We start from the raw sequence: 23,383 nt of genomic DNA on the forward strand, positions 1-23,383 counted from the left end.
ACTAATTCCTGAAAATATGGTGACTACACAACCAAAAAAAGGTGATTTATTAATAGCAGAACCAGCTATTATTGGAGACGTTTCATTTAATCGCTCTATTGTTTTACTAGCCGATCATACTAATGAAGGTTCTATTGGTTTTATTTTAAATAAGCCTTTAGAATATACCATAAACGACTTAATACCAGAGCTTGATGCGTCGTTTAAAGTTTACAACGGCGGCCCTGTTGAGCAAGATAATCTTTACTTTATTCATAAAATACCAGAACTTATACCCAATAGTATTGAAATATCTTTAGGTATTTATTGGGGTGGTGATTTTAATGAAGTAGCAGGACTTATCGCTAATAAAACCATTAACGAAAACGACATAAAGTTCTTTTTAGGTTATTCTGGATGGGATACTAACCAATTATCCGATGAACTTAAAGCTAATTCCTGGGTGGTTACCGAAAATATCTATAAAAAAGATGTTATTGAAAAAAGCTACAAATCTTTCTGGAAAGAAAAAATGTTAGAATTTGGAGGAGAATATAGTATTTGGTCTAATGCTCCAGAAAATCCGAGTTATAATTAACTCACTCTAATTTTAATATTTAATTTTTGAATTAAAAGTTTAGATACTTCTGATTTAAAAGTCTTTTTTCTGTATTTACTCACCGCTTGAATACCAACAATAACATTGGTAATAAAAATTTCGTCTGCCTTTTGAAGCTCAAAAGGAGAAATTGCTTCCTCTACCAGTTCATATTCTGGTAAACTCTCTATTGTTTCTATAATTTGCTTACGCATTACACCTTTTAAACAACCGTTTTCTATTGGTGGCGTTTTTATAGTATTGCCTTTTACAACAAATACATTTCCGTTTAAAGCTTCAATAACCTGCTTATCGGTATTTAAAACTAAACAATTGTCTAACTTATTTTCTTTAGCGTAGATGCTACCAACTACGTTTAAAGCCTTGTTGTTAGTTTTTAAGCTTGATAACAAACTTGGAGACACGTAGTAATCTTTAAATAAATCGACCTCGTAGAAGGTGTCTTGCACAATATAAAAATCGGTATCGATAGGTTTTACAGCAATTAGAAAACTAACATCATTAGTTTCGGGTAAATATAAGCCACCTTCATTTCTAAAAACAGTTAATTTCACTCTAGAAGACGCGTTTGATAAATTGTTTTCCGTTAAGGTCTTTAGTATTTGCTCTTCTAAATATTCCATGGTAAAATTCATAGGAATCTCCATGCGCATAATTCGCATAGACGCCATAAGTCTAAAATAATGGTCTTCCCAAAACAACAATTTACCATAAGAAGCTTTAATTGTTTCAAATAAGGCATCACCATATGCAAAACCTCTATTATTAATAGATAACAATGTATTATCTTCTAAAATATTTTCGTTAAAATTTACCATAAAAAATCCCGTTTTCATTAAGTGTAAAAACGGGACAAATATAATCGAATATTATGTTTTTTATATTACGCTGAGCCTAATACTTGCTTTAAACTTGATATTTGGTTAGTCCAAAGCATTTTAGATTCGTCTACTTCATCTTCTTCAGCATAATCAGTCACCATTAAAGATACATCCTTTGTGATTTCATCTACTTGAATTCTGATTTCAAAATAATAAGAATCGCCTTCCTCTTCATCTTCCAACCATCTAAATTTAACACGCTCGCCACTTTTTTTATTTAATAGTTTTGCTTTTTCTTCGCTACCATCCCAAATAAAAGTAAACAGCTCTCCTCTGGAATTTACGTTGTCTGAAAACCATTCAGATAACCCAGAAGGCGTTGATATATACTGATATAATAATTGCGGTGATGCTTGTATTGGAAACTCTATATTATATTTTACTTTCTCGTCCATATATGATTTAATCTTTATGTTGACCAATATATACATTAATTAAGAAGTACCACAGAAAATTTAATAATATTTTTTGCAACTAATGTTTGTGTAATCTAATTATGTTTTTATCTTTGCACCCGCGGAAACGCATATGGCGAGGTAGCTCAGCTGGTTAGAGCGTCGGATTCATAACTCGGAGGTCATGGGATCGTGCCCCATTCTCGCTACTAGTAAAACCAGGGAAAGTCAAGAAATTTATTCTTGACTTTTTTTTTTGCTAAAACATAGCTAAAACATTAGGTATACTTTCTTTAGCACTATACAATCAACATCAATTTACCTCAAATTTTATTACATTGATAAAACTATGGCATTAATTCCTCAGAATAATAAAAATTTGCAGGTAAACCGCCAGTATGCCAAAATAAAATATTAGCCCCTTTTTCTATTTTCTGACTTTTTATATGATCTAACATACCGTAAAAAGCTCTTCCAGAATAAACAGGATCTAATAAAATCCCTTCATTTTCTGCTAATTCTTTAATAGCTGATTTTTCATTGGGAGTTAGAACACCATACAAAAGAGATATAATTAAAAAAGAAAATCCATTTAAAAGAAAATGGTTCTATGGATATCTTGGAATATCTAAACAAGCCTTTTATAAAAAATTAAAAAACCAACAAAAACAACAGCTAGACCATCAAAACTAATCAAATTAGTTAGAGACTACCGTAAACAAGTAGGTTCTAAAACTGGTTAAATAAAACTACGCAAGGAGTTAAAGCAATACTTTATAAACGCTAATATCAAGATAGGTAGAGATAAATTCTATCCGTTCTTAAGGCTTCATAAACTACTTGTGCCTAAAACTAAAAATTACATCACCACTACAAACTCAAACCATATGTATAGAAATTACAAAAAACCGGTAAAAGATTCCGTTCCTACTCGACCAGAACAACTTTATATAAGTTATAACACATACATTAAAACAAAAAACGGCTATAACTATTTGGCATTAGTAACAGACGCCTATTCTAAGTAAATAATGAACTATAAACTCGACAACCATTTAGCTATCACTTTGCCCAGAGGCTCTCGCTATGGCTATTAAAACCAGAAAACATCCTAATCAAAAACTCATCCTTCATTAAGACATAGGCTTCCAATAATGCAATCCCAAATACGCGACATTCGCTGAAAAAAACAATATATCAATGAGTATAACCGAACAATACGCCCCATATGAAAATGCTGTTGTCGAACTAATTAACAGGACTATTAAATATGAATACCAATTAAACAAATCAGAAAAAACACAGATTTAGCTAAAAAAATAACGCATCAAGCTGTATATATTTATAATAATCTAAGAACGCATCTTAGCCTAGATTTAAGAAAACCCGCTGAAGTACATTAAAATCCGAATATCAAATATAAATCCTATAAAAAGTATAATGTAAATTTACCTGAGCTTACGATTTAAGAACAGAATTGGTTAAACTATTTTTCACCTTAAAACGGCTGAAAAAAATCTTTTGAACGTCTTAATATTTAACAAAAAAGAGTCAACCTATATCAGTATAATGCATCTACGCTTTTCCTTATGGAATATTTGGCCTTGACACAATTAAATATATTACTTTCGTATAATTTTAGTATTTTACTTATTGTTTTTCTTATTAATTTTTTTAATCAACTTGGTAACATGTATTTTAGTGTCTTCATCTAAATCGGCTAACTCTTTATCAGCATCATCTGTAGCGATTTTTTTTAACCCTATTACTCCTGCTGCAATCACCGTATAAGACTCATCTTTAACACTTTCTTTCATTAATGATTTATAATGCGTATTTCTTGTATTAGCAAGTTTTAAAATAGCCTCGGCTCTAGCATTGGTTTTTATATCATTTTTAGCGATATCTAGTATGCTTTTTAAGGCCTCTTTTTTTATTTTACGGTCACTTAAATCTATAGTTTTAATACTAAGCGCTCGTATGTCATCTTGTTGATCTTCTAAACCTGCCAATAAAATAAGTTGTGCTTCTGGGCTTTTATCTTTAGCAGCGAACTTTACTGCTTCAATTCGGTTATAATAAGAAGGTACTTTTTTGTATTGATACAAATAATCTGATATATCCTTATTATCTATAATTTGACCTACTAAAATTTTATCAGGATCTAAATCTATAAAGTCTGGCTCGCTAGCGATATCGAAACTAAAATCCTGCGCTCTTTTATTAATTAAAATATCCTTTCTCATTTTATTACCATTCACATAAAAATCCACTTTTAAAGGTAAACTAAAAGTTTGAACGGCCTGATCTTGAACCTGCTTTACAGAAATAGTAGCTTTTCCATTAGCATATCCATAATTAATATCTAAAATTGGACTACCTCCATTGAAGTACCATTGATTAAAATAAGGACTCCAATCTTTTCCCGTCACCTCTTCCATAGCCAAACGTAACTGATGACTTTCTCCTGTTTTAAAAGCATTGGTCGTTAAATAATTATTCAGTGATTTAAAAAAAGCAGCATCTCCCATCTGGTTTTTTAAAGCATATAAAATGATAGACCCTTTTGAGTAGCTGATGTTATCGAACATTTTATCGCTGTTTTTGTAATGAAAACGAGCCAAAACCTCACTATTACCATTTTTTTGTGAACGCAGATAGTTTTGTAATTTCCCATAACGCTCTCTATCTTCCATATCTTGTCCTTTTTCAAATCCATTCCAAAGAATAGCTCCCAAAGTAGCGAAAGATTCATTCATAGTTAAATTAGACCAAGATTCCGCCGTTACATAATCACCAAACCACTGATGAAAAAGCTCGTGCGCAATAGTATTTTCATGATTACTGTCTAGCAATTCTCTTTCGGTTTTTTGAACCTGTGCTCCATGTAAAGTTGCAGACGTATTTTCCATGGCGCCAGACACGTAATCTCTTGCAACAACTTGCGCATATTTCCCCCATGGATACTCTACGCCTAATATATCACCAAAAAAGGCCATCATCGCTGGTGTTTTTCCAAAAATCTGTTTGGCATAAGGCGCATACTTTGGCTCTAGATAATAGCTAACTTCGTTACCCCTATAAGTATCCTTATAAATCTCAAAATCCCCTACAGCTATCATAAATAAATACGGAGCATGTGGTAAACTCATTTTCCAAGTATCTGTACGGGTTCCATCATTATTGTCTTTTTGTGAAATTAACTCCCCATTTGACAAGCTGGTATATTTTGCTTCAACCGTCATAGCTATTTCAGAAGTTGTTTTTTGATTTGGATGATCAATAGTAGGAAACCAAGCTGAAGAAGCTTCCGTTTCACCTTGCGTCCATATTTGAACAGGCTTACCTGCTTTACCGTCTGGGTTTATAAAATAAAGTCCCTTCGCATTAGTGATCGCTTTACCACCTTTTACTTTTAACTCATCCGGTTTTGCTGTATAATTAATAAAAACAGTATAGTCTTCCGTATTTTTATAAATTCTATTTAAAGTAATAGACAGTTTCCAATTATCGTAAGTATATTTTAACGGAATATTATTTGCTCCATCAACAATAGAAATCTCATTAATATCCATCCCTTTAGCATCTAAAACAACCGTATTTGTTTCATAAAAATGAGGACTCAAAGTAAGCCATGCTTTTCCATATAAATACCGGTTAGCATAATCAAATGATACATCTAGTTTTGTATTAATTAAATCACTTTCTTTTGTTGGCGTTACTCTATAGACCGATATGTCATCCGTACTTTGAGCCTTTATACCCAAGGACGTTAATAGAACCAAACTAAAAACGGCACATTTCAAAAAAATACTCTTCATTTTATTTACGGTTACTTTAACCAATTACTCTTTTATTTTTAAAGTCCAATACTAAACCATCCATTTGGAAAGTATATTACTAATTTTAGAATACGTTCTTAAGGTATAAATCAAATTCTCCAACCGCCCAAATAATCTACTTATTATAGAAAGCTTAACCATTAACACTTTACATTATAAGGTTTGAAATGAGATGATTTGACATTAGAAGTTTATACAATTGTTATTTAAAATTAACTTTTTAATAATGCCATCTCACAAAGGCTTCCATAGCGGCATATTGCGCCATACCCAGTTGATCGTATAAATCGGCTGTTTCTTTATTTCTATCTTCAGCACGTTGCCAAAACTCGCGACTATCTGCTCCTTGAAAAACAACACCATCCTTTTGCGATTGGTGCTTAAATATACTTTTTCGTTTTTCTAAAACTTGATCAGGTCCCATAGGTACTGCCATCTCAATTTCATCTACACCCCATTCTTGCCATGCGCCACGATATAACCAAACCCAACAGTCTTTCATAAATGCATTAGGTTTCAAGTCCTTTACAGCTTGAAAAACAGCGTCTAAACACACTTTGTGAGTCCCATGTGGATCCGCTAAATCACCTGCAGCATAAATTTGATGTGGCTTAATTTTCTCTATCAAATCTTTAGTGATTTGAACATCGGCAACACCGATAGGGTTTTTCTTTACTGCTCCTGTTTCATAAAATGGCAACTCCATAAAATGGATTTGCACGTCCGGAATACCTATAAAATGACAAGCCGCACGTGCTTCTCCTTTTCGAATAACTCCTTTTATATAACGTACTTCTGGAATATCGATTTCACTAGATTTTTTATTCACAAGAAATGCTACTGCTTTTTTGTAAATAGCATCGGCCTCATCACTTGAAATTCCAAACTTCTCATTATAATCACAAACAAAACGTGCAAATCGAAGTGCTTCATCATCGGCTACTGCAATATTTCCTGAAGTTTGGTACCCCAAATGCACTTCATGACCTTGCTCTTGCAGTCTTTTAAAAGTGCCTCCCATACTAATTACATCATCGTCAGGATGTGGACTAAAAAGAAGTACACGTTTTTTTGATGGCTCAGCACGCTCTGGTCGTTTACTGTCGTCTGCATTAGGTTTTCCGCCTGGCCAACCTGTAATAGTATTTTGAAGCTTATTGAATATTTTAATATTAATATCATAAGCAGGCCCTGAATCAGCCAATAAATCACTCATGCCATTTTCAATATAATCGTCATCGGTAAGCATTAAAATGGGTTTCTTTAAGTGAAGTGCTAAACTTAAAACCGCTTTTCTGATGAGTTTATCTGTCCATTCAATTTTCTCAACCAACCAAGGCGAATTAATTCTTGTCAATTTTGAAGCTGCAGCAGGATCTATGATAAATGTTGCATTATTATGCTCTTGTAAATAAGAAGCAGGTACTCTACTACTTATCTCTCCTTCCACGGAATCCTTGATAATATTAGACTTACCTTCTCCCCAAGCCATTAGAATAACTCTTTTAGCTTCCATTATTTTTTTTACACCTAAAGTGATAGCTGTTCTAGGTGTATTTTCTAAACCTGAAAAATCACTGCTTGCTGCGACTCTAGTTATATGATCTAAAGCTACCAAACGCGTTTTTGAATTTTGAAGTGATCCTGACTCATTAAACCCAATATGTCCGTTGCCTCCAATACCTAATATCTGTAAATCTATACCTCCTAAAGCTTCTATTCTTACTTCGTAAGAATTGCAATAATCTGCTATAGCTTGTTTAGATAATAAACCATCTGGAACATGATAATTTTCTGGCAAAATATCAATATGATTAAAAAGCTGTTCTTTCATAAAACGAACATAACTATTTACAGAATCGGGTTCCATTGGATAATATTCATCTAAATTGAAAGATATTACATTTTTAAAACTTAAGTTTTCCTCTTTATGCAAACGCACCAATTCGGCATATAAGCCTTTTGGAGAAGAACCTGTTGCTAACCCTAAAATACATGGTTGTTTTTGAGATTGTTTAACTCTAATTAGATCTGCAACTTCTTTAGCCACTGCTTTAGAAGCTTCATTTGAATTCTCAAAAACTACGGTGCCTATATTCTCAAATCTCTTTTCGAATCCTGTGGCTTTGTCAATACTACTTTTTAACATAATATTTTATTATTTTTATTAGAGCACTTTTATGCTCATATATTAAATTAATTTTTAGTCCAGCTCTTTATTTTATGTCCCCAAATGGCATAAAAAAGAACAAAAGCATAACAAGGAATTAAAATCCAATAACTACTTGTTGCTGCAGATGCTGTAGCATCCGCTTCTGGTAATCCGTTCGCTATTAATTCTAGTTTATTTGCATCTACTATTCTACCATATAATGGTGGTATAATAGCGCCACCAGATATGGCCATAATTAATAATGCCGATGTCGTTTTTGTAAATTTACCCAAACCATCCAAGGTTAATGGCCATATGGCTGGCCAAACCAATGCGTTAGAAATACCTAAGGCTGCTACAAATAAAATTGATGTAAACCCTGTGGTATTCAATATGCAGAAACTAAATATAATTCCTAAAATAGCACTCACTATTAAAGCGGTAGTTTGGCTTACATATTTTGGTATTAAAATAACACCCAAAGCGTAAGTCGCTACCATAGCCATTAAGGTGTAGGTTGTAAAATACTTAGCTTCTTCTCCTGTAAAACCTAGAGAAATACCGTAAGATATAATAGTATCTCCCGCAATGACCTCTACTCCAACATAAACAAACAAAGCAATAACGCCCAACCATAAATGCGGAAATTGAAAAATGCTTGTTTTTGTACTTTTTCCTGAAGCGTCTTCTTCTGCTTCTATTGGTTCAACGTGTGGTAATGGTGCTTTTCTTATTAAAACCCCTAATACAAAAAGCACAATAGCCATGACTAGATAAGGCATAAAAACACTATCCGCCATAGTATCTAGAAGTTGTCCTTTTTCTTCAATAGAAACGGTTCCTAATTGTTCTTTTACTTCATCTATACCAGATAATAATAAGGCTCCAAAAATTAAAGATCCTAATGCTCCAGCTGTTTTATTGGCGATTCCCATAATAGCAATACGCTTGGCTCCACTTTCTATAGGACCTAAAATGGTGATGTATGGATTGGAAGCAGTTTGTAACAACGTCATCCCCACACCTTGAATAAAAATACCGGTTAAAAACACCCAATAGGTTCTTGCTTCGGCTGCCGGAATAAATACTAAGGCTCCAACACCCATAATGATTAAACCTAAAGACATTCCTTTTCTATATCCTATTTTATTTAGAACATAAGATGCTGGCAAAGCCATTACAACAAAAGAAATGTATGATGCAGACGCTACTAAATAAGACTGTGCATCAGTCAGCTCATTTATGGTTTTCATAAACGGAATTAACGCCCCATTAATCCAAGTAACAAACCCGAAAATAAAGAAGAGTCCCGCTATAATAATTATAGGTACTAACGTACTGTTTTTACCTGTTGTGTTTTGTGTTTCTGTCATAGTATTCTGGGTTAGGGTTATATTGTGTTTTAATTTAATCGTGTTTTTTAATTTTTCTTAAGGCGGTAATTTCTAATCTAATTCTCTAACCCAAATATTTCTAAAACCTACGGCACTTTCATGATCTTGTAATTTTATTGATGCTTTACCATGTGCTTTATAGCTTGGCAATCCAATATACTCTGTTGCGCCTTGTATTGTAAAATCGTCTAAAACTAAAACACCATTATGAAGTAATGTAATGCTTACTGGGGTTACCAATTTTTCATTTTCAAATTTTGGAGCGTGATAGATAATATCATATGAGTTCCATTGTTCAGTTGGAACCAAAGCATTTGCTAAAGGCACCGTTTGCTTATACACCGATCCCACTTGGCCATTAGTATACGTTTCATTATCATTATTATCCAATATTTGAACCTCATATCTTTCTTGGATATAACCCCCACTATTTCCTCTATCCTGACCTTTATTCCCGGTGTTTCTCGGAGATTTCCATTCTAAATGAAGCTGCACAGAACCAAACTTCTTTTTTGTTCTAAGCGTTGCATTCTTTTTTTCCACACCTTTATCAATAGTCATGGTTTTATTAGCGGCATCCAGTTTCCATGTTGGTACACCGCCACCTCTAACCATAACCCATTCGTCTAAATTACTCCCATCAAACAAAACAATAGCATCACTAGGCACCCCATTCTGACCATAAGGATTTACAACAGCAGGCACTGGAGTATAAACTTCGGTATCCTCGGGTTTTGAATATTTTTTAGTCTCTTTAGAATCTGTATTTCCATTTTTTTCTTGTGCATTCACATAAAAAGAAGAAAACAATAGCGTTACTAATATTAGAAGTCTATTTAAAATCATGAGTTTATTTTTTAATTATTTATTTCAATGAAATTAGAGCACATTTAATTGCCATGTCTAGACATTAAAAAGTTCTATCAGGATGAAAAGGTGATAAATCTAGCGCTGTTTTTTTATTTGAAATAATTTCTGAAACCAATTTACCTGTTGCAGGTCCAAGGCTCCACCCCATCATAGCATGTCCTGTAGCAATGGTTAAATTTTTACATTTTGAAGATTTCCCTATATAAGGCAAACCATCTGGCGAGCATGGACGTAAACCACAACTCGCATACATTTTCTCATTTTCAGAAATTTCGAGATTATTATAATAAGATTTGGCTGCCTTGGCAATAGCGTTAACCCGGTTAGGATTAATACTATGGTTAATCCCTGCAACCTCCATGGTTCCAGCAAAACGCGTAAAACCATCCATAGGTGTTACAGCCACTTTAGCTTCGCACAAAATAGCAGGAATACTAATATTAGTTTCTCTATTAACATTAATACGATAGCCTTTTCCGGCTTGAATAGGGATTTTTAAGCCGAGTTTTTTCGTCATTAAAGGACTCCAACTTCCTGCAGCCAAAACCACCTCGTCACAAGTGAGTACTTGCTTATCTGTGATAACTTTCGAAATAGATTCATTAGACATTTCAATATCTAATACTTTTTCGTTTGGAAAAAAAACAACACCTTCAGATTTTAAGTAATTAATCATTTCTGGCATAAAATGATTTGGTGTCATATGGGCATCAGAATGATAATAAACGGCACCTTTCACATTTAAACCCGCTTTAGGTTCTAACTTATTTGCTGCTTCCGAAGATAAATTTTCAACCTTTAAACCTTCTTTAATACCACGTTCTCCTATTTCCCATTCTTCCTCACCAACTTCATCCGATTTATAACACATTAAAAGCCCTTTCTGTTCATAATGAAAATTGAAATCCGTGGACTTTTTCATAGTTTCATACAAATCGCGACTAAATAGATTGATATCTTTTATAGGTTTGATAGATTGCTCCACCTTTGCCGCAGTTGCCGACTTTTTAAAAGCCCAAGTCCATTTTAAAAAATCTAAATCTAAGCGCGGTTTTACATAAAACGGACTTTCTGAATTAAACATCCATTTTATCCCTTTTGTAATCATTCCGGGCGCTGCGAGTGGAATAAAATGACTGGGAGTAATATAACCCGCATTCACAAAAGAGGCTCCAGAAGTAAAGTCCGATTTATCAATTACCGTAACTTGATGGCCTTCCTTTTGAAGATAATAGGCCGAACACAGCCCAATAATACCTCCACCAATAACAATTATATTTTTACTCATTTGTTTTTAAGCTAAAGTTCCAAATAGGGGTTTCACCTAAAAGATGTTCAACAAAATAATTCCAACGTTTTTTTATAAAATAATTATAATGTTTACCAACATAACCGTGATGTTGACTAGGCAATATCAGTAAATCAAATTCTTTGTCTGCGTTAATTAAAGCTTCAGCAAATTTGAATGTTGCCGATGGATTCACATTTTCATCAATCCCACCATGCACCAACAATAATTTACCTTTTAAATTTTTAGCCATGGTAATATTAGAAACTTCTTGGTAACTATTATCTACCGGCCATCCCATATACATTTCAGGCCACCATGCTTTTTCCATTCTAAAATCGTGATCTCCAGAACTAGCAACGCCCACTTTATAAAAATCCGGAAACGCTACCATTGCATGCCCTGCATCAAAACCACCAGCCGAATGCCCAAATATGCCAACCTGACCCACATTAATCCATGAATATTTTTGACCTAAATATTTAATAGCTAAAACATGGTCTTCTAAATTATTACCCATGTTTTTATATGAATGATTATGAAATGCTTTTGAACGTCCCGAAGTCCCCAAACCATCCACTTGCATCACAATAAAACCGAGTTCAGATAAGGCTTGGTTAGAAAGAGAGACATCAAAAGATTTTGGAAAACGCTGTGTATGCGGCCCCGTATAAGTTGCATCTATAATAGGGTAAGATTTAGAAGCATCAAAATTTGAAGGTTTCCAAATAGCTCCATAAATATCCGTTTTACCATCTTTTCCTATAAGTTTGAAAACCTCTGGAGCTTCCCAACCTTTATTAAATAATGGAGACGCATCGGTTTCAATTAGTGGCGTTAAAACCTTACCAGTTTTGGAGTCTCTTAAAACTGTTTTTGTTGGCGTTTTAACTGTTGAATATTGATCAACAAAGTAACGTCCATTATCCGAAAACGAGACTTGATGATGCATTTTCTCTGGTGTTAACAAGGTTAACTTTCCTTTTAGTGACACCTTATATAGTTGCTGATGATAAGGGTTATTGCCTTTCTCTTTTCCGGATGCTAAAAAATAAATAACTCCCGATTTTTGATCTATATAACTAATCTCATTAATAAAATAATCCCCAGTAGTTAACCCCGTTATTTTATTCGATTTTAAATCTAAATGATACAACTGCCTCCAACCACTACGTTCCGAAAGAAAAACAATGCTTTCCTTTTCACTTAATGTTTTATATGTAAAATTATCAACATTAGTTTCGCTTGTTTCTTTTATTAAAGTACGCTCTGTATTGGTACTTAAATCAACCTCTTTTACAAATTCATTTTTAAAACCACGCGTTTTGTAATTAGCTAATACAACACCCGATTTACCTGTCCAATTAACAGAAACCGAATTGATATGGACATTATTTGGAAGCGCTGTTTTCACCTCTTGTTTTGTTTCAACATTATAAAAAACAGGCTTAACATAAACCATAGTAGTATCGCCCGGAGAACCGCGATAATAAGATAATAATTTAGGTTTATAAAGGGAATCTATACTCCAATCTAGAAGATACATTTTTTCTGCATTCCAAAAATCGATAACATTTGTAGCAATCCATTTAGAGTCTTTAGACCAATTAACAGAAAAGTGTTTAGGCCGTTCCCCATGCTCACCTTCTATAATATCGCCCCAACCATAACGACTAGCGTATTCGTAATTCTTTTCACCATCAAAACTTAATTGATATACTTCTTTTGTTTCTGTAGATTTTATAAAAAGATTATATGCTTCTGAATAAGCCATCCATTTTCCATCGGGCGACTTCTGCTCAAATTCGTTAGTTTTAGATTTACTTTTTTCTTTTTTAAGATGAAGATTATAGGTTTCTAAATTTAAAACTAAAGCCTTTCCTGAAGATGTAAACAACAAATTTTCATTATCCAAATATTCAATATTCGATACTGAAATAGCATTAGCATTTATTTCTTTTTTAAAGAATTCACTTAAAGCACGAGCTAGTTTTTCGTGATTAAATAACGGCTTTACTTTGTAGTCCTTGAAACTTAATTTTTTATATGTTTTACCAGATTCAGAAAATTCTATAAACCAAAGTCCTTTCTCATTATTAAACCAATTCACCTTTGTTTTAAGGTTGAAAACGGTTTTATTATAACTATTACTTGGAAGAAAACTTACAGCTCTATTGTAATCTTGTAATGTTATGCTTTGCGCAGTGCTTGAAAAAGAAATTAAACTAAGTACAATAATTAAACTCTGTAAATATTTCATATTAATTTCTTTTAAAAAATGAATCAAGCTGTTGTTTCTATTTAATTAAATTACTTGAAAACCATGAGCGTATGGATCATCCTCATCGTCTATAACAATCGTATTTTGTCCAAATACTTTTGCCCAACCTTGAATACTAGGTATTACGGCTGGATTACCACCTAAAGTCGTTTCTTCTTCCACACGGCCTATAAATTTGCTCCCTATAAAACTTTCGTGAATAAAATCTTCACCCTTTTTAAGTAAACCTTTGGCGTGACGCTGTGCAATAACTGCTGATGTTCCCGTACCACACGGACTTCTATCAATAGCTTTTTCGCCATAAAAAACAGCATTTCTACCTGAAGATGTTGGATCTATAGGCGCTCCTGTCCATAACATATGCGTTACATCTCTAATGGTATCATTTTCTGGATGAACAAACATATCGGGGTACTTCTCATTTATTCTGCGACGTACCACTTGAGAATACTGAATAATTTTTCCTGCTGAAAAATCTTGAATTCCGGAAAAATTTTGTTGCGGATCCACAATGGCGTAATAATTCCCACCATAAGACACATCAAAAGTTATAGTTCCTAATTCTGGGCATTCTACTGTTAAACTTGTTCCGGCTAGATAACTTTTCACGTTCACTAAACGTACCCAGTCTACTTTGTTTCCTGTTTGTTGATATTCAATTTCTACCAAACCTGCAGGCGCTTCCATTTTTATTTTCCCTGGAACCTTAGGCACTATCAATCCTTCTTCAATACCAATGGTTATGGTACCAATAGTACCATGACCACACATTGGTAAACAACCCGAAGTTTCTATAAATAGAATAGAAAAATCATTCTCCGGGTTGTGAGGAGGATATAGAATACTTCCGCTCATCATATCATGCCCGCGAGGCTCAAACATTAACCCTTTACGAATCCAATCGTATTCTTTTAAAAAGTGCTGACGCTTTTCGCTAATGGTTTTCCCTATCAATTCTGGGCCACCATCTTTAACAACCCTTACTGGGTTTCCGCATGTATGAGCATCTATACAAACAAAAGTATTCCTTGCCATTTTATATTTTATCAGTGGTTTTAGAATTATCGATAACTCTTAAAATACCTAAAGGATTTTCGTTTTTAAGAGCGTCTGGAAGTAGTTCATTTGGCCAATCTTGGAAACTAAACGGACGTACCCATCTTTTTATAGAATCTACACCAACAGCTGTAAATCTAGAATCTGTAGATGCTGGATATGGTCCACCATGATGCATGGCAGCACAAACTTCAACACCGGTTGGCACACCATTAAAAATAATACGTCCTACTCGATCCTGTAAGTTACTTACAACACCAGCGTAATCTGCTATTTCGTTAGATTCAGAAATGACTGTTCCTGTTAATTGTCCTTCTAATTTAGAAATTATGATTTCTAGTTGTGCTACATTTTCACACTGAACCACTAATGAGAATGGTCCAAAAACTTCATGATGCAATGTTGGGTTATTTAAAAAAGTTTCCCCTTCAACAGTGGTTACAACTTGTCTGCCATAATTCGCACTAATTTCGTTTTCATAACCCCCTAAAACCTCTAATCCACTTTGAGATAAAGCAGTTGCTTTATTAGCTTCATAAGCTCCAGAAATATTAGGATGCAACATACAAGATGGTTCAATTTTCACAATCTCTTCTGCTAAAACATTAACAAAAGTGGTTAATCCTTCAGATTTCACACCTAAAATTAAGCCTGGGTTTGTACAAAATTGCCCCGATCCAACAGTTATAGATCCGGCATAAGTTTTAGCAATAGATGCCGCTTTATCATCCAATGCTTTTGGTAATAAAACAACAGGGTTAACGCTTCCCATTTCTGCTAATACAGGAATTGGTTCTTCACGTTTAGCTGCTAAATCAAATAAGGCTCTTCCGCCTTTTATACTTCCAGTAAAACCAACAGCTTTAACTTTAGGATGTTGCACTAATAATTGCCCAACTTCAATACCACTACTATTTAAATTTGAAAAAACACCGTTTGGCATTCCTGTACTTTCTGCCGCTTTAATTATAGCAGAAGCTATAAGTTCTCCAGTTCCGGCATGCATAGGGTGCGACTTTACAATTACTGGACATCCAGCTGCTAATGATGCGGCTGTATCTCCTCCTGCTGTAGAAAAAGCTAACGGAAAATTTGATGCTCCAAAAACCACTACTGGTCCTAATGCCACATTCATTTTACGTAAATCCACTTTTGCCATTGGCTGTCTTTCAGGTTGTGCAGTATCTATAGTTGCATCTACCCAATCCCCAGTTTCAATATGATTTGCAAAGGCCAATAATTGACCCATTGTACGGCCACGTTCTCCCATGGCTCTTCCGTTTGGCAAGCCACTTTCAGCTGTATAAACTTCTAACAATTGATCTCCTAAAGCTTCAATTTCTTTAGCAATAGCTCTAAGAAATTCTGCTTTTTTTGCTCCTGATATTTTAGAATACGATTTAAAAGCTTCTGCCGCTATTTCAACTGCTTGATTAACTTCATCTGCAGATGCTTCGGTAATTGCCCATTTATTTTCTTTATTCAACATGGGATTAAAGGTGTTAAATACTTTATTTCCTTCTGCAGATAATTGGTTACCTATATAATTTTTTCCTGTTATCATTTTTTGTTGTTATTTTAATAGAACTGAACATCAATTACTTACTTTTATACATGTAAAATTCACATATAAATGAACAAATCACTGCTTCATTAAATTAGAAGGCAATGATTTGTTACAATATTAAAGAGTTAGTTGTTATTTAACAACTATCAACTTATTTATACTAATTCCCCAAGATTTTTGTACTCAGGTAATGTTGGTCTAACTGCTAAAGCATCTTTTATAATTTTCTCGATTCTTTCGCGTTCTTCACCTTTTAATACTAAACGTGGTGCTCTTACATATTCCGACCCAATACCAGTATGTACTGATGCCATTTTAATGTACTGTACTAATTTAGAATGAATATCTAATTCTAATAAAGGTAAAAACCATCTGTAAATTTCAATAGCTTCTTTGATACGACCTGCTTTTTGTAGTTCGTAAATAGCCACTGTTTCTGCAGGAAAACCATCTACTAAACCAGCTACCCAACCATCGGCACCAATTAATAAACTTTCTAATGCTAAAGTATCAACACCAGTCATAATCGCTAATCTATCACCAAATCTATTTTTAATTCTAGTAATGTTAGTTGTATCTCTAGTAGATTCTTTTACGGCTTGAATATTTGGACAAGTTTCTAATAACTCAGCAAACATATCTAAAGTCACCTCAATTTTATAATCGATTGGATTATTATAAATCATAATAGGTAATGATGTACTATGCGCAATAGCTTTAAAGTACTCAACAACCTCTTCATCACTAGCTTTATAACGCATTGGAGGTAAAATCATTAAACCTGTTGCTCCATCTTCTTCGCAAACTCTAGCTAACTCAATAGCAGCCTTAGTGGTTTGCTCTGCAATATTCATTAATACAGGCACTTTACCACCAACAAGTCTAACTGCTTCAACTGTAAGAATACGTCTTTCTTCATCTGTTAATGTACTAGCTTCACCTAGCGTTCCCCCTAAAACAATACCGTTTACACCGGCAGATAATTGGGCTTCTATATTCACTTTAAATAAATCTAAATCTAAAGTGTCATCTTTTGTAAAATGCGTTGTTACCGCAGGCATTACACCATTCCATTGTATACTCATAACTATAATATTTTATACTGTAAAATTAACCTACTTATGGCAACATGAATGATGATTTATTATTCAAAACACATACTATATTATCTTATTAAAAAGAAAAAAAAAATTATTTGAATATTATTTATGTATTTTTAACTTTTAAAAATCTGTTAATAACAATGAAAATACTTCCATTTAAAATTCCTAAACCAGAAGATGATGGTTTAGTTTTTCAGATTGACAAAACCACTTTATTTTACGATAAACTACATCAACACGAAGAAATCCAGGTGAGTCTTATTATAGAGGGAGAAGGCACACTTGTTATTGGCGACTCGATAAATCAGTTTGGAAAAGGCGATATTTTAATCATTGGAAGTAACTTACCACATGTCTTTAAAAACGATGACCAATCGGCAACCTCATCACAAATGTATTCCTTGTTTTTCACCAAAACATCTTTTGGAAATCATTTTTTTGAACTTGAAGAGCTAAAGGAATTACAACCTTTCTTTAAACGTTCCAAGCACGGTTTTAAAGCCACTTCTCATATTAAATTAATAAAAGAATATTTTTTTAAACTGGAAGACTCATCAAAATTTAAACGGTTTATCATATTGCTCGAACTCTTAAAAATTACATCAAAAAGCCATTACAAAAGCTTATCTTCATTTGTGTATGAAAAAGAATATTCGGATAATGAAGGTTACAGAATGCGAAATGTATTTGAGTTTACCATGAATAATTTTAACCAAGACATCACTTTAAATACCATTGCAGAAATTGCAAATATGACAAAAAATGCGTTCTGTAAATATTTCAAAAAAAGGACTAATAAAACCTATATTCAATTTTTAAATGAATTACGCATTGAACAAGCTTGCAAACTATTATTAGCAAATAATGATTTTTCGATTATTGAAATTGCCGAAGCTTCTGGCTTTAAAAACATCTCCAACTTTAACCGACAATTTAAAGCCATAAAAAAAGTAAACCCTTCGGAATACAAACACATCCGCTAATTTTTTCACTCTATAAAAAACAGTGTAAGTCTAACGGATTTAATGCTGTTTTTTATTGCAAAGGCTATTGCTATAGCGTAAATTAGAGCTTTAATAACACGCCTTAAAACAACGCACTCCTTCATAATTAAAAAACAAAAAAACTATAAAAATGAAAAAAAAACAGATTCTTTTATCCGTATTATTATTAGTTATTATTATCTCCTCTTGTAATTACAAAAAACCAGAAGTACTTATTGTAGGCGATTCTATTTCTCTTGGATACACACCATTTACAAAAAAGTATTTTGCAGAAAAAGCTGTTATTTCTCATAATAAAGGAAATGCACAACATAGCGGATACGGACTAGAAAATATTGAAAAATGGATTGGCGATAAAGATTGGGACATTATTCAATTTAACTGGGGATTATGGGATTTATGCTACCGACATCCAGACTCCAAAGTACAAGGAAATAGAGATAAAGAACATGGAGGCGTTACATTTTCTCTAGAAGAATATGCAGCAAATCTTGAAGCTATAGTTTCTATTCTAAAAAAGAAAACCGACGCGAAGTTAATATTTGTAACTACAACTTATGTTCCAAAAAATGAAGCTGGCAGATATGAAGCCGACGCCATAAAATATAACGATGTTGCAAAAGATATCATGAAAAAACACGGTATAGCAGTTAATGATATTTATGAGAAATCTATAGCGATCCATAATAAATATGGCCAAGGTTCTCATGATGTTCATTATAAATCTGACGGCTACAAAAAACTCAGTGAATTAATAATTGATTACCTAGAAAAGGAATTAAAAACCTTGTAAACAAATTTGTTTTTACACGTTATAATATCTCAACTTCAGCTAAAAAAAGCAGGATTAAATTATTAATAATTTAATCCTGCTTTTTTATTTCATCTATAAGTTTACACTCCTATTTCACGAAACAAATCATACTATTTACCCTTTAAAACTAAAGCTATATTTTATTTTTCTATTTAGCACAAAAAAAACCTCAGATAAATAACTTACCTGAGATTTTCAAAATTAAACTAAACACTATTTAATAATAACTCTAAACTAACTAATTCTATACTTTTACAAACGTTTTTTGGACACTCTAAACGCTTCAATTTCTTGAGATGTTGTTGGTAACTTATTTCCAAGAAGTCTACTTCCTTCTGCTGTTATTAAAAAATCGTCTTCTATACGAATACCACCAAAATCTAAATAAGCTTCTAAATTATCATACTCCACAAAGTCCATATACATGTTCTGACTTTTTCTAAGCTTTATCAACTCAGGAATAATATAAATCCCAGGCTCAACTGTTAAAACCATACCTGTCTCAAGCTCTCTACCCATTCGTAGCGACTTAAATCCAAACTCCTTGCTTTGTTTAAAACCGTCTGTATAACCTACAAATTGCTCTCCAAGATTCTCCATATCATGCACATCTAAACCCATCATATGTCCTAAACCACATTGAAAAAACAAAGTATGTGCACCGTTTTCAACCGCTTTAATAGGATCACCTTTCATTAAGCCCAAACCTATTAAACCTTCAACAATAGCAACACTTGCTGCTATATGAATATCATAAAATAACACGCCTGGTTTTAATTCCGAAACAGCCTTAGCATAAGAGTCATAAACAATATCATATACTGCTTTTTGCTTAGCTGTAAACTTTTCGTCTACAGGAAAAGTACGAGTTAAATCCCCAACATAATTAGAGCTTATTTCTGCGCCACAATCACACAATACCATATCACCACTTTTTAAAGTGTTACCACGATAATGATTATGTAAAATATGTCCATTGATCGTCATGATAACCGGGAAAGACGTTGCAGTACCTTCGGCAAGCGCTACATTAGTAACTGCTCCATATAAATCCGATTCAACTAATCCTGCTTCAGCCATTTCCATAGCTTTATAATGCATGCTCACTGTAACATTTACAGCTTTTTCAATTTCTTGAATTTCGTATTCCGATTTTATAGAACGAAGTTGCACAATAGCTTTTACTAAATCCACCGAATAATTTCCTTTTACATCTTCAACAGGTATCCCTAATATTGAAGCCAAGAAAACCGAATGCTCTGGACGATAAGGCGGAATAAAATGTATTTTTCTACCTGCTGCAATAGCTTTACTTATATAATCTTTTACACTAGAAGCCGCGGCTACTTTAGCTACTCCTACTTCTGCTGCTTCATCTTCAAGCAAAGGCAATGGTCCTGTAAAAACGATATCGTCGATAGATACATTATCACCAAAAATTATTTCTTTATCTTCATCTATATCAACAACACCTAATAAATCTGGATGATTTAATCCAAAAAAGTATGCAAACGTACTATCCTGTCTAAATGGATACCAATTATCTTTAAAATTAATACTACTCTCTTCATTACCCATAAAAAGCACAACACCATGACCAACAATTTGTTTTAGATTTTGTCTTCTTTTTATAAACTCTTCTTTTAAATGCATCTTAAGATTTTATTAAATCAATATTTCACTATTATTTACCTCCTGCTGGTAAATTATTTTCCCAAAACACTTCCATGGTTTCTCTTAAATGGTGCGAAGTGTTTTCTCTTTCATATATCCCATGAGCACGCATTGGATAAGACATCATGTTAAACATTTTATTATGCTTAATCAATCTATTTACAAGCATCTCATAACTTTGATAATGCACATTATCATCTGCCGTTCCGTGCATAATCATTAAATTACCTTCTAAATTCTGAGCAAAGTTTATTGGAGACCCTTCAAAATACCCTTTAGCATTTTCTGTAATTAAACCCATATAACGCTCTTGGTAAGTAGCATCATATAATTTTTGATCGGAAACAAAAGACACTGCCAATCCTGCTTTATATATTTCAGGATATTTAAACATACAGTTTAACGTCATTTGTCCACCGCCACTCCAGCCCCAAATACCAACTCGTTCGGCATCTAAGAAACTGTAAGTCTCTAATATTTTAGTTGCTATTCTACTTTGATCTTTAGCTGCTAAAATACCAATTTGACCATAAATAGACTGTCGCCAATCTCTACCTCTAGGTGTTTTAGTTCCTCTATTATCTACACTCATTACAATATAACCTTGTTGGGCCATATATTGGTGCCATAGATCACCTCCACTCCACGTGTCTTGTACTGTTGAACCTGCAGGCTCTCCATACACATAAAAAAGTAATGGATATTTTTTTGTAGGATCAAAATCGATAGGCTTAATCATAAAAGCATCAAATACTTCTTCTCCAATATCAACCTTTAAAAACTCTTTAGGATTTAATCCTAAGGCATCAAATTTATCTTTTAAAACTTTATTATCCTCTAAAACTCTTTTTTCTTTATGATTTGGAAGACTAATTAAAGAATATTTTGAAGGTGTAACGGCATTTTGAAATACTTGTATTCCCCATTTAGCATCATTTGAAATTTGATAAGAATTTTGACCAGAATTATCTGCCGGCGTAATTCTTTCCGCTTTGCCTTTTCCATCCATACGACTTCTATACAAATAGCGTTGTGTAAAATTATCTGGTGAAGCAATATAGTATACATAACCTCCTTTTGGATCGATGCAATTAATCTTCACAACATCAAATTCGCCTTTTGTTATAGGCTCTACTACCTTACCATCTCTAGATACTTTATACAAATGCAACCAACCGTCTCTTTCACTAGACCATGTAAAATATTTTTCATCATCCAACCAACGAATATCATCATGCACATCTAAAAAACCTGGGTTTTTTTCTACCAAGATAGTAGTAAGCCCCATAGTTTTTGTATCACCAACCCAAACTTTATTTGTGTTTTGTTTACGGTTTAATTGCTGAATCATTACTTCGCTAGAATTTGGAATAAAATCCATACGAGCTAAATAATTATTTTCTGGATCTCCAGGTATATCAAACCATTTAGTTTCACCACCCTTAATAGCAGCAACACCAACTTTAACAGAAGAAAGTTCTGTACCAACCTTAGGGTAAGGCATCGGTATTGGTTTAGAATAAATAGAATCCACATTATTAATCATATAAAATGTACCTACCTTTTTAGTATCCGATTGCCAGTATGCAATATGCTCACCATCTGGGCTCCATCTAAAACCATCTCTACAACTTAATTCCTCTTCGTAAACCCAATCAAACGTACCGATAATAATATTATCGCCACCGTCTTTTGTTAACGCAGTTACTTTATTATCCTTTAAATCTTCCACATAAATATTCAACTCACTTACATAAGCTACTTTTGAAGCATCTGGAGAAAACTTAGCAAACATTAATGTAGACTCAGGTAAATCCTTCCCTAACTGCACTAAACTATTAGTATCTAAATCTAGTAACCAATAATCGCCACGCGTATTATATCTCCAAACTTTTTTAGTATTAGTAAACAAAAGAAGTTTGTTATTATTGGCAGACCAATGATAATCTGAAATTGATATAGGTTCCTTCTTCCCCTTAGGAATTAACTGAGATGCCGAAACAACTACCGATCTTTTACCTGATGCCGCCGTATATTTTACAATATCCTTCCCGCCTACATCTGAATTTTTTTCTAAAGTTGAATACCCTTTATTATCCTTCATCCATCTTACAGGACCAAAACCTTTTTGACTATAAACATTATTTTTAAAAATATCTTCCAATAGTAAGGGCGCATTATTCTGTGCTTCGCTACACACTGTAAAAACCAAAGCCAAAAGCATCGTGTTTAAAATTCCTTTAATTATCATTTCTATTATTAAATTAAGTATTATTTATATTTCAGTAAAACGTTTTTCTTAAATACATGGTTTTCATACTTATAAAAAACCTACCCAAAACAACATTTACTAACTGCAATATTATTTAAAAAAGACGATTATATTATCCCGCATTTTAGCTAATCTTTATACTATTATGCCAAGTAATTCTAAAAATAAATATTTAGAATTACTACTTTATTC

18 protein-coding genes and 1 tRNA gene are annotated in these 23,383 nt (G+C 33.2%); 5 read left to right on the forward strand and 14 right to left on the reverse strand.

Going from position 1 to position 23,383, the window contains the following annotated elements:
* Nucleotides 1-16 precede the first annotated feature (16 nt).
* Nucleotides 17-577: a YqgE/AlgH family protein gene (locus tag BM246_RS00575; protein WP_074935369.1), complete on the forward strand. Its 561-nt coding sequence runs from the start codon at nucleotides 17-19 to the stop codon at nucleotides 575-577.
* Here the strand turns inward: BM246_RS00575 and BM246_RS00580 are convergent.
* Together BM246_RS00580 and BM246_RS00585 are read right to left on the reverse strand one after the other, a co-directional pair.
* The gene (locus tag BM246_RS00580) at nucleotides 574-1,416 is read right to left on the reverse strand and encodes an aminotransferase class IV (RefSeq protein WP_074935733.1); all 843 of its coding nucleotides are present in this window, start codon (nucleotides 1,414-1,416) and stop codon (nucleotides 574-576) included. The two genes, BM246_RS00575 and BM246_RS00580, sit on opposite strands and share 4 nt — an antisense overlap.
* 65 nt (nucleotides 1,417-1,481) lie before the next feature.
* On the reverse strand, nucleotides 1,482-1,874 hold the full coding sequence (locus tag BM246_RS00585; RefSeq protein WP_042498517.1) for an START-like domain-containing protein: 393 nt from the start codon (nucleotides 1,872-1,874) through the stop codon (nucleotides 1,482-1,484).
* Between the two features lie 135 nt (nucleotides 1,875-2,009).
* On the opposite strand from BM246_RS00585, the gene BM246_RS00590 reads away from it, so the two are divergent.
* A tRNA-Met gene (locus BM246_RS00590) sits at nucleotides 2,010-2,083 on the forward strand.
* Nucleotides 2,084-2,221: 138 nt separating this feature from the next.
* Here the strand turns inward: BM246_RS00590 and BM246_RS00595 are convergent.
* Nucleotides 2,222-2,437: a PALP domain-containing protein gene (locus BM246_RS00595; RefSeq protein ID WP_074935370.1), complete on the reverse strand. Its 216-nt coding sequence runs from the start codon at nucleotides 2,435-2,437 to the stop codon at nucleotides 2,222-2,224.
* Nucleotides 2,438-2,761: 324 nt separating this feature from the next.
* On the opposite strand from BM246_RS00595, the gene BM246_RS19870 reads away from it, so the two are divergent.
* Nucleotides 2,762-2,902 carry a hypothetical protein gene (locus BM246_RS19870; protein WP_175489752.1) on the forward strand — a complete coding sequence of 47 codons (141 nt, stop codon included), beginning with the start codon at nucleotides 2,762-2,764 and terminating at the stop codon, nucleotides 2,900-2,902.
* A gap of 618 nt (nucleotides 2,903-3,520) precedes the next feature.
* Here BM246_RS19870 and BM246_RS00600 read toward each other — a convergent pair.
* The 9 genes from BM246_RS00600 to BM246_RS00640 form a co-directional block, all read right to left on the reverse strand.
* Complete coding sequence (locus BM246_RS00600; protein ID WP_074935734.1) at nucleotides 3,521-5,695, reverse strand: M1 family metallopeptidase; 2,175 nt, start codon at nucleotides 5,693-5,695, stop codon at nucleotides 3,521-3,523.
* Between the two features lie 241 nt (nucleotides 5,696-5,936).
* On the reverse strand, nucleotides 5,937-7,865 hold the full coding sequence (nagB, locus tag BM246_RS00605; protein ID WP_074935371.1) for a glucosamine-6-phosphate deaminase: 1,929 nt from the start codon (nucleotides 7,863-7,865) through the stop codon (nucleotides 5,937-5,939).
* Between the two features lie 47 nt (nucleotides 7,866-7,912).
* Entirely contained in the window at nucleotides 7,913-9,241 is a 1,329-nt protein-coding gene (locus BM246_RS00610; protein ID WP_074935372.1) for a sugar MFS transporter, read from the reverse strand.
* A 72-nt stretch (nucleotides 9,242-9,313) separates the two neighbouring features.
* A complete protein-coding gene (locus BM246_RS00615; protein WP_074935373.1) occupies nucleotides 9,314-10,108 on the reverse strand; it encodes a 3-keto-disaccharide hydrolase in 795 nt (264 codons plus the stop codon).
* A gap of 64 nt (nucleotides 10,109-10,172) precedes the next feature.
* The gene (locus BM246_RS00620) at nucleotides 10,173-11,420 is read right to left on the reverse strand and encodes an NAD(P)/FAD-dependent oxidoreductase (protein ID WP_074935374.1); all 1,248 of its coding nucleotides are present in this window, start codon (nucleotides 11,418-11,420) and stop codon (nucleotides 10,173-10,175) included.
* A complete protein-coding gene (locus BM246_RS00625; protein ID WP_074935735.1) occupies nucleotides 11,413-13,680 on the reverse strand; it encodes a S9 family peptidase in 2,268 nt (755 codons plus the stop codon). Before BM246_RS00625 ends, BM246_RS00620 begins: the two co-directional genes overlap by 8 nt.
* Nucleotides 13,681-13,725: 45 nt before the next feature.
* A complete protein-coding gene (locus tag BM246_RS00630; RefSeq protein WP_074935375.1) occupies nucleotides 13,726-14,736 on the reverse strand; it encodes a 4-hydroxyproline epimerase in 1,011 nt (336 codons plus the stop codon).
* A 1-nt stretch (nucleotide 14,737) separates the two neighbouring features.
* Nucleotides 14,738-16,321, reverse strand: a complete 1,584-nt coding sequence (locus tag BM246_RS00635; protein WP_074935376.1) for an aldehyde dehydrogenase (NADP(+)) — start codon at nucleotides 16,319-16,321, stop codon at nucleotides 14,738-14,740.
* A gap of 158 nt (nucleotides 16,322-16,479) precedes the next feature.
* Nucleotides 16,480-17,409, reverse strand: coding sequence for a dihydrodipicolinate synthase family protein (locus BM246_RS00640; protein ID WP_074935377.1), 930 nt, complete (start codon nucleotides 17,407-17,409; stop codon nucleotides 16,480-16,482).
* A 158-nt stretch (nucleotides 17,410-17,567) separates the two neighbouring features.
* On the opposite strand from BM246_RS00640, the gene BM246_RS00645 reads away from it, so the two are divergent.
* Together BM246_RS00645 and BM246_RS00650 are read left to right on the forward strand one after the other, a co-directional pair.
* The gene (locus BM246_RS00645; RefSeq protein ID WP_074935378.1) at nucleotides 17,568-18,410 is read left to right on the forward strand and encodes an AraC family transcriptional regulator; all 843 of its coding nucleotides are present in this window, start codon (nucleotides 17,568-17,570) and stop codon (nucleotides 18,408-18,410) included.
* Nucleotides 18,411-18,561: 151 nt separating this feature from the next.
* A complete protein-coding gene (locus BM246_RS00650; protein WP_074935379.1) occupies nucleotides 18,562-19,224 on the forward strand; it encodes an SGNH/GDSL hydrolase family protein in 663 nt (220 codons plus the stop codon).
* A gap of 273 nt (nucleotides 19,225-19,497) precedes the next feature.
* On the opposite strand, the gene BM246_RS00655 is transcribed toward BM246_RS00650, so the two are convergent.
* Together BM246_RS00655 and BM246_RS00660 are read right to left on the reverse strand one after the other, a co-directional pair.
* The gene (locus BM246_RS00655) at nucleotides 19,498-20,898 is read right to left on the reverse strand and encodes an aminopeptidase P family protein (RefSeq protein ID WP_074935380.1); all 1,401 of its coding nucleotides are present in this window, start codon (nucleotides 20,896-20,898) and stop codon (nucleotides 19,498-19,500) included.
* Nucleotides 20,899-20,929: 31 nt separating this feature from the next.
* A complete protein-coding gene (locus BM246_RS00660) occupies nucleotides 20,930-23,170 on the reverse strand; it encodes a S9 family peptidase (RefSeq protein WP_074935381.1) in 2,241 nt (746 codons plus the stop codon).
* Nucleotides 23,171-23,383: the final 213 nt, after the last annotated feature.

The organism is Algibacter lectus (assembly GCF_900112395.1).
GTDB lineage: Bacteria > Bacteroidota > Bacteroidia > Flavobacteriales > Flavobacteriaceae > Algibacter > Algibacter lectus.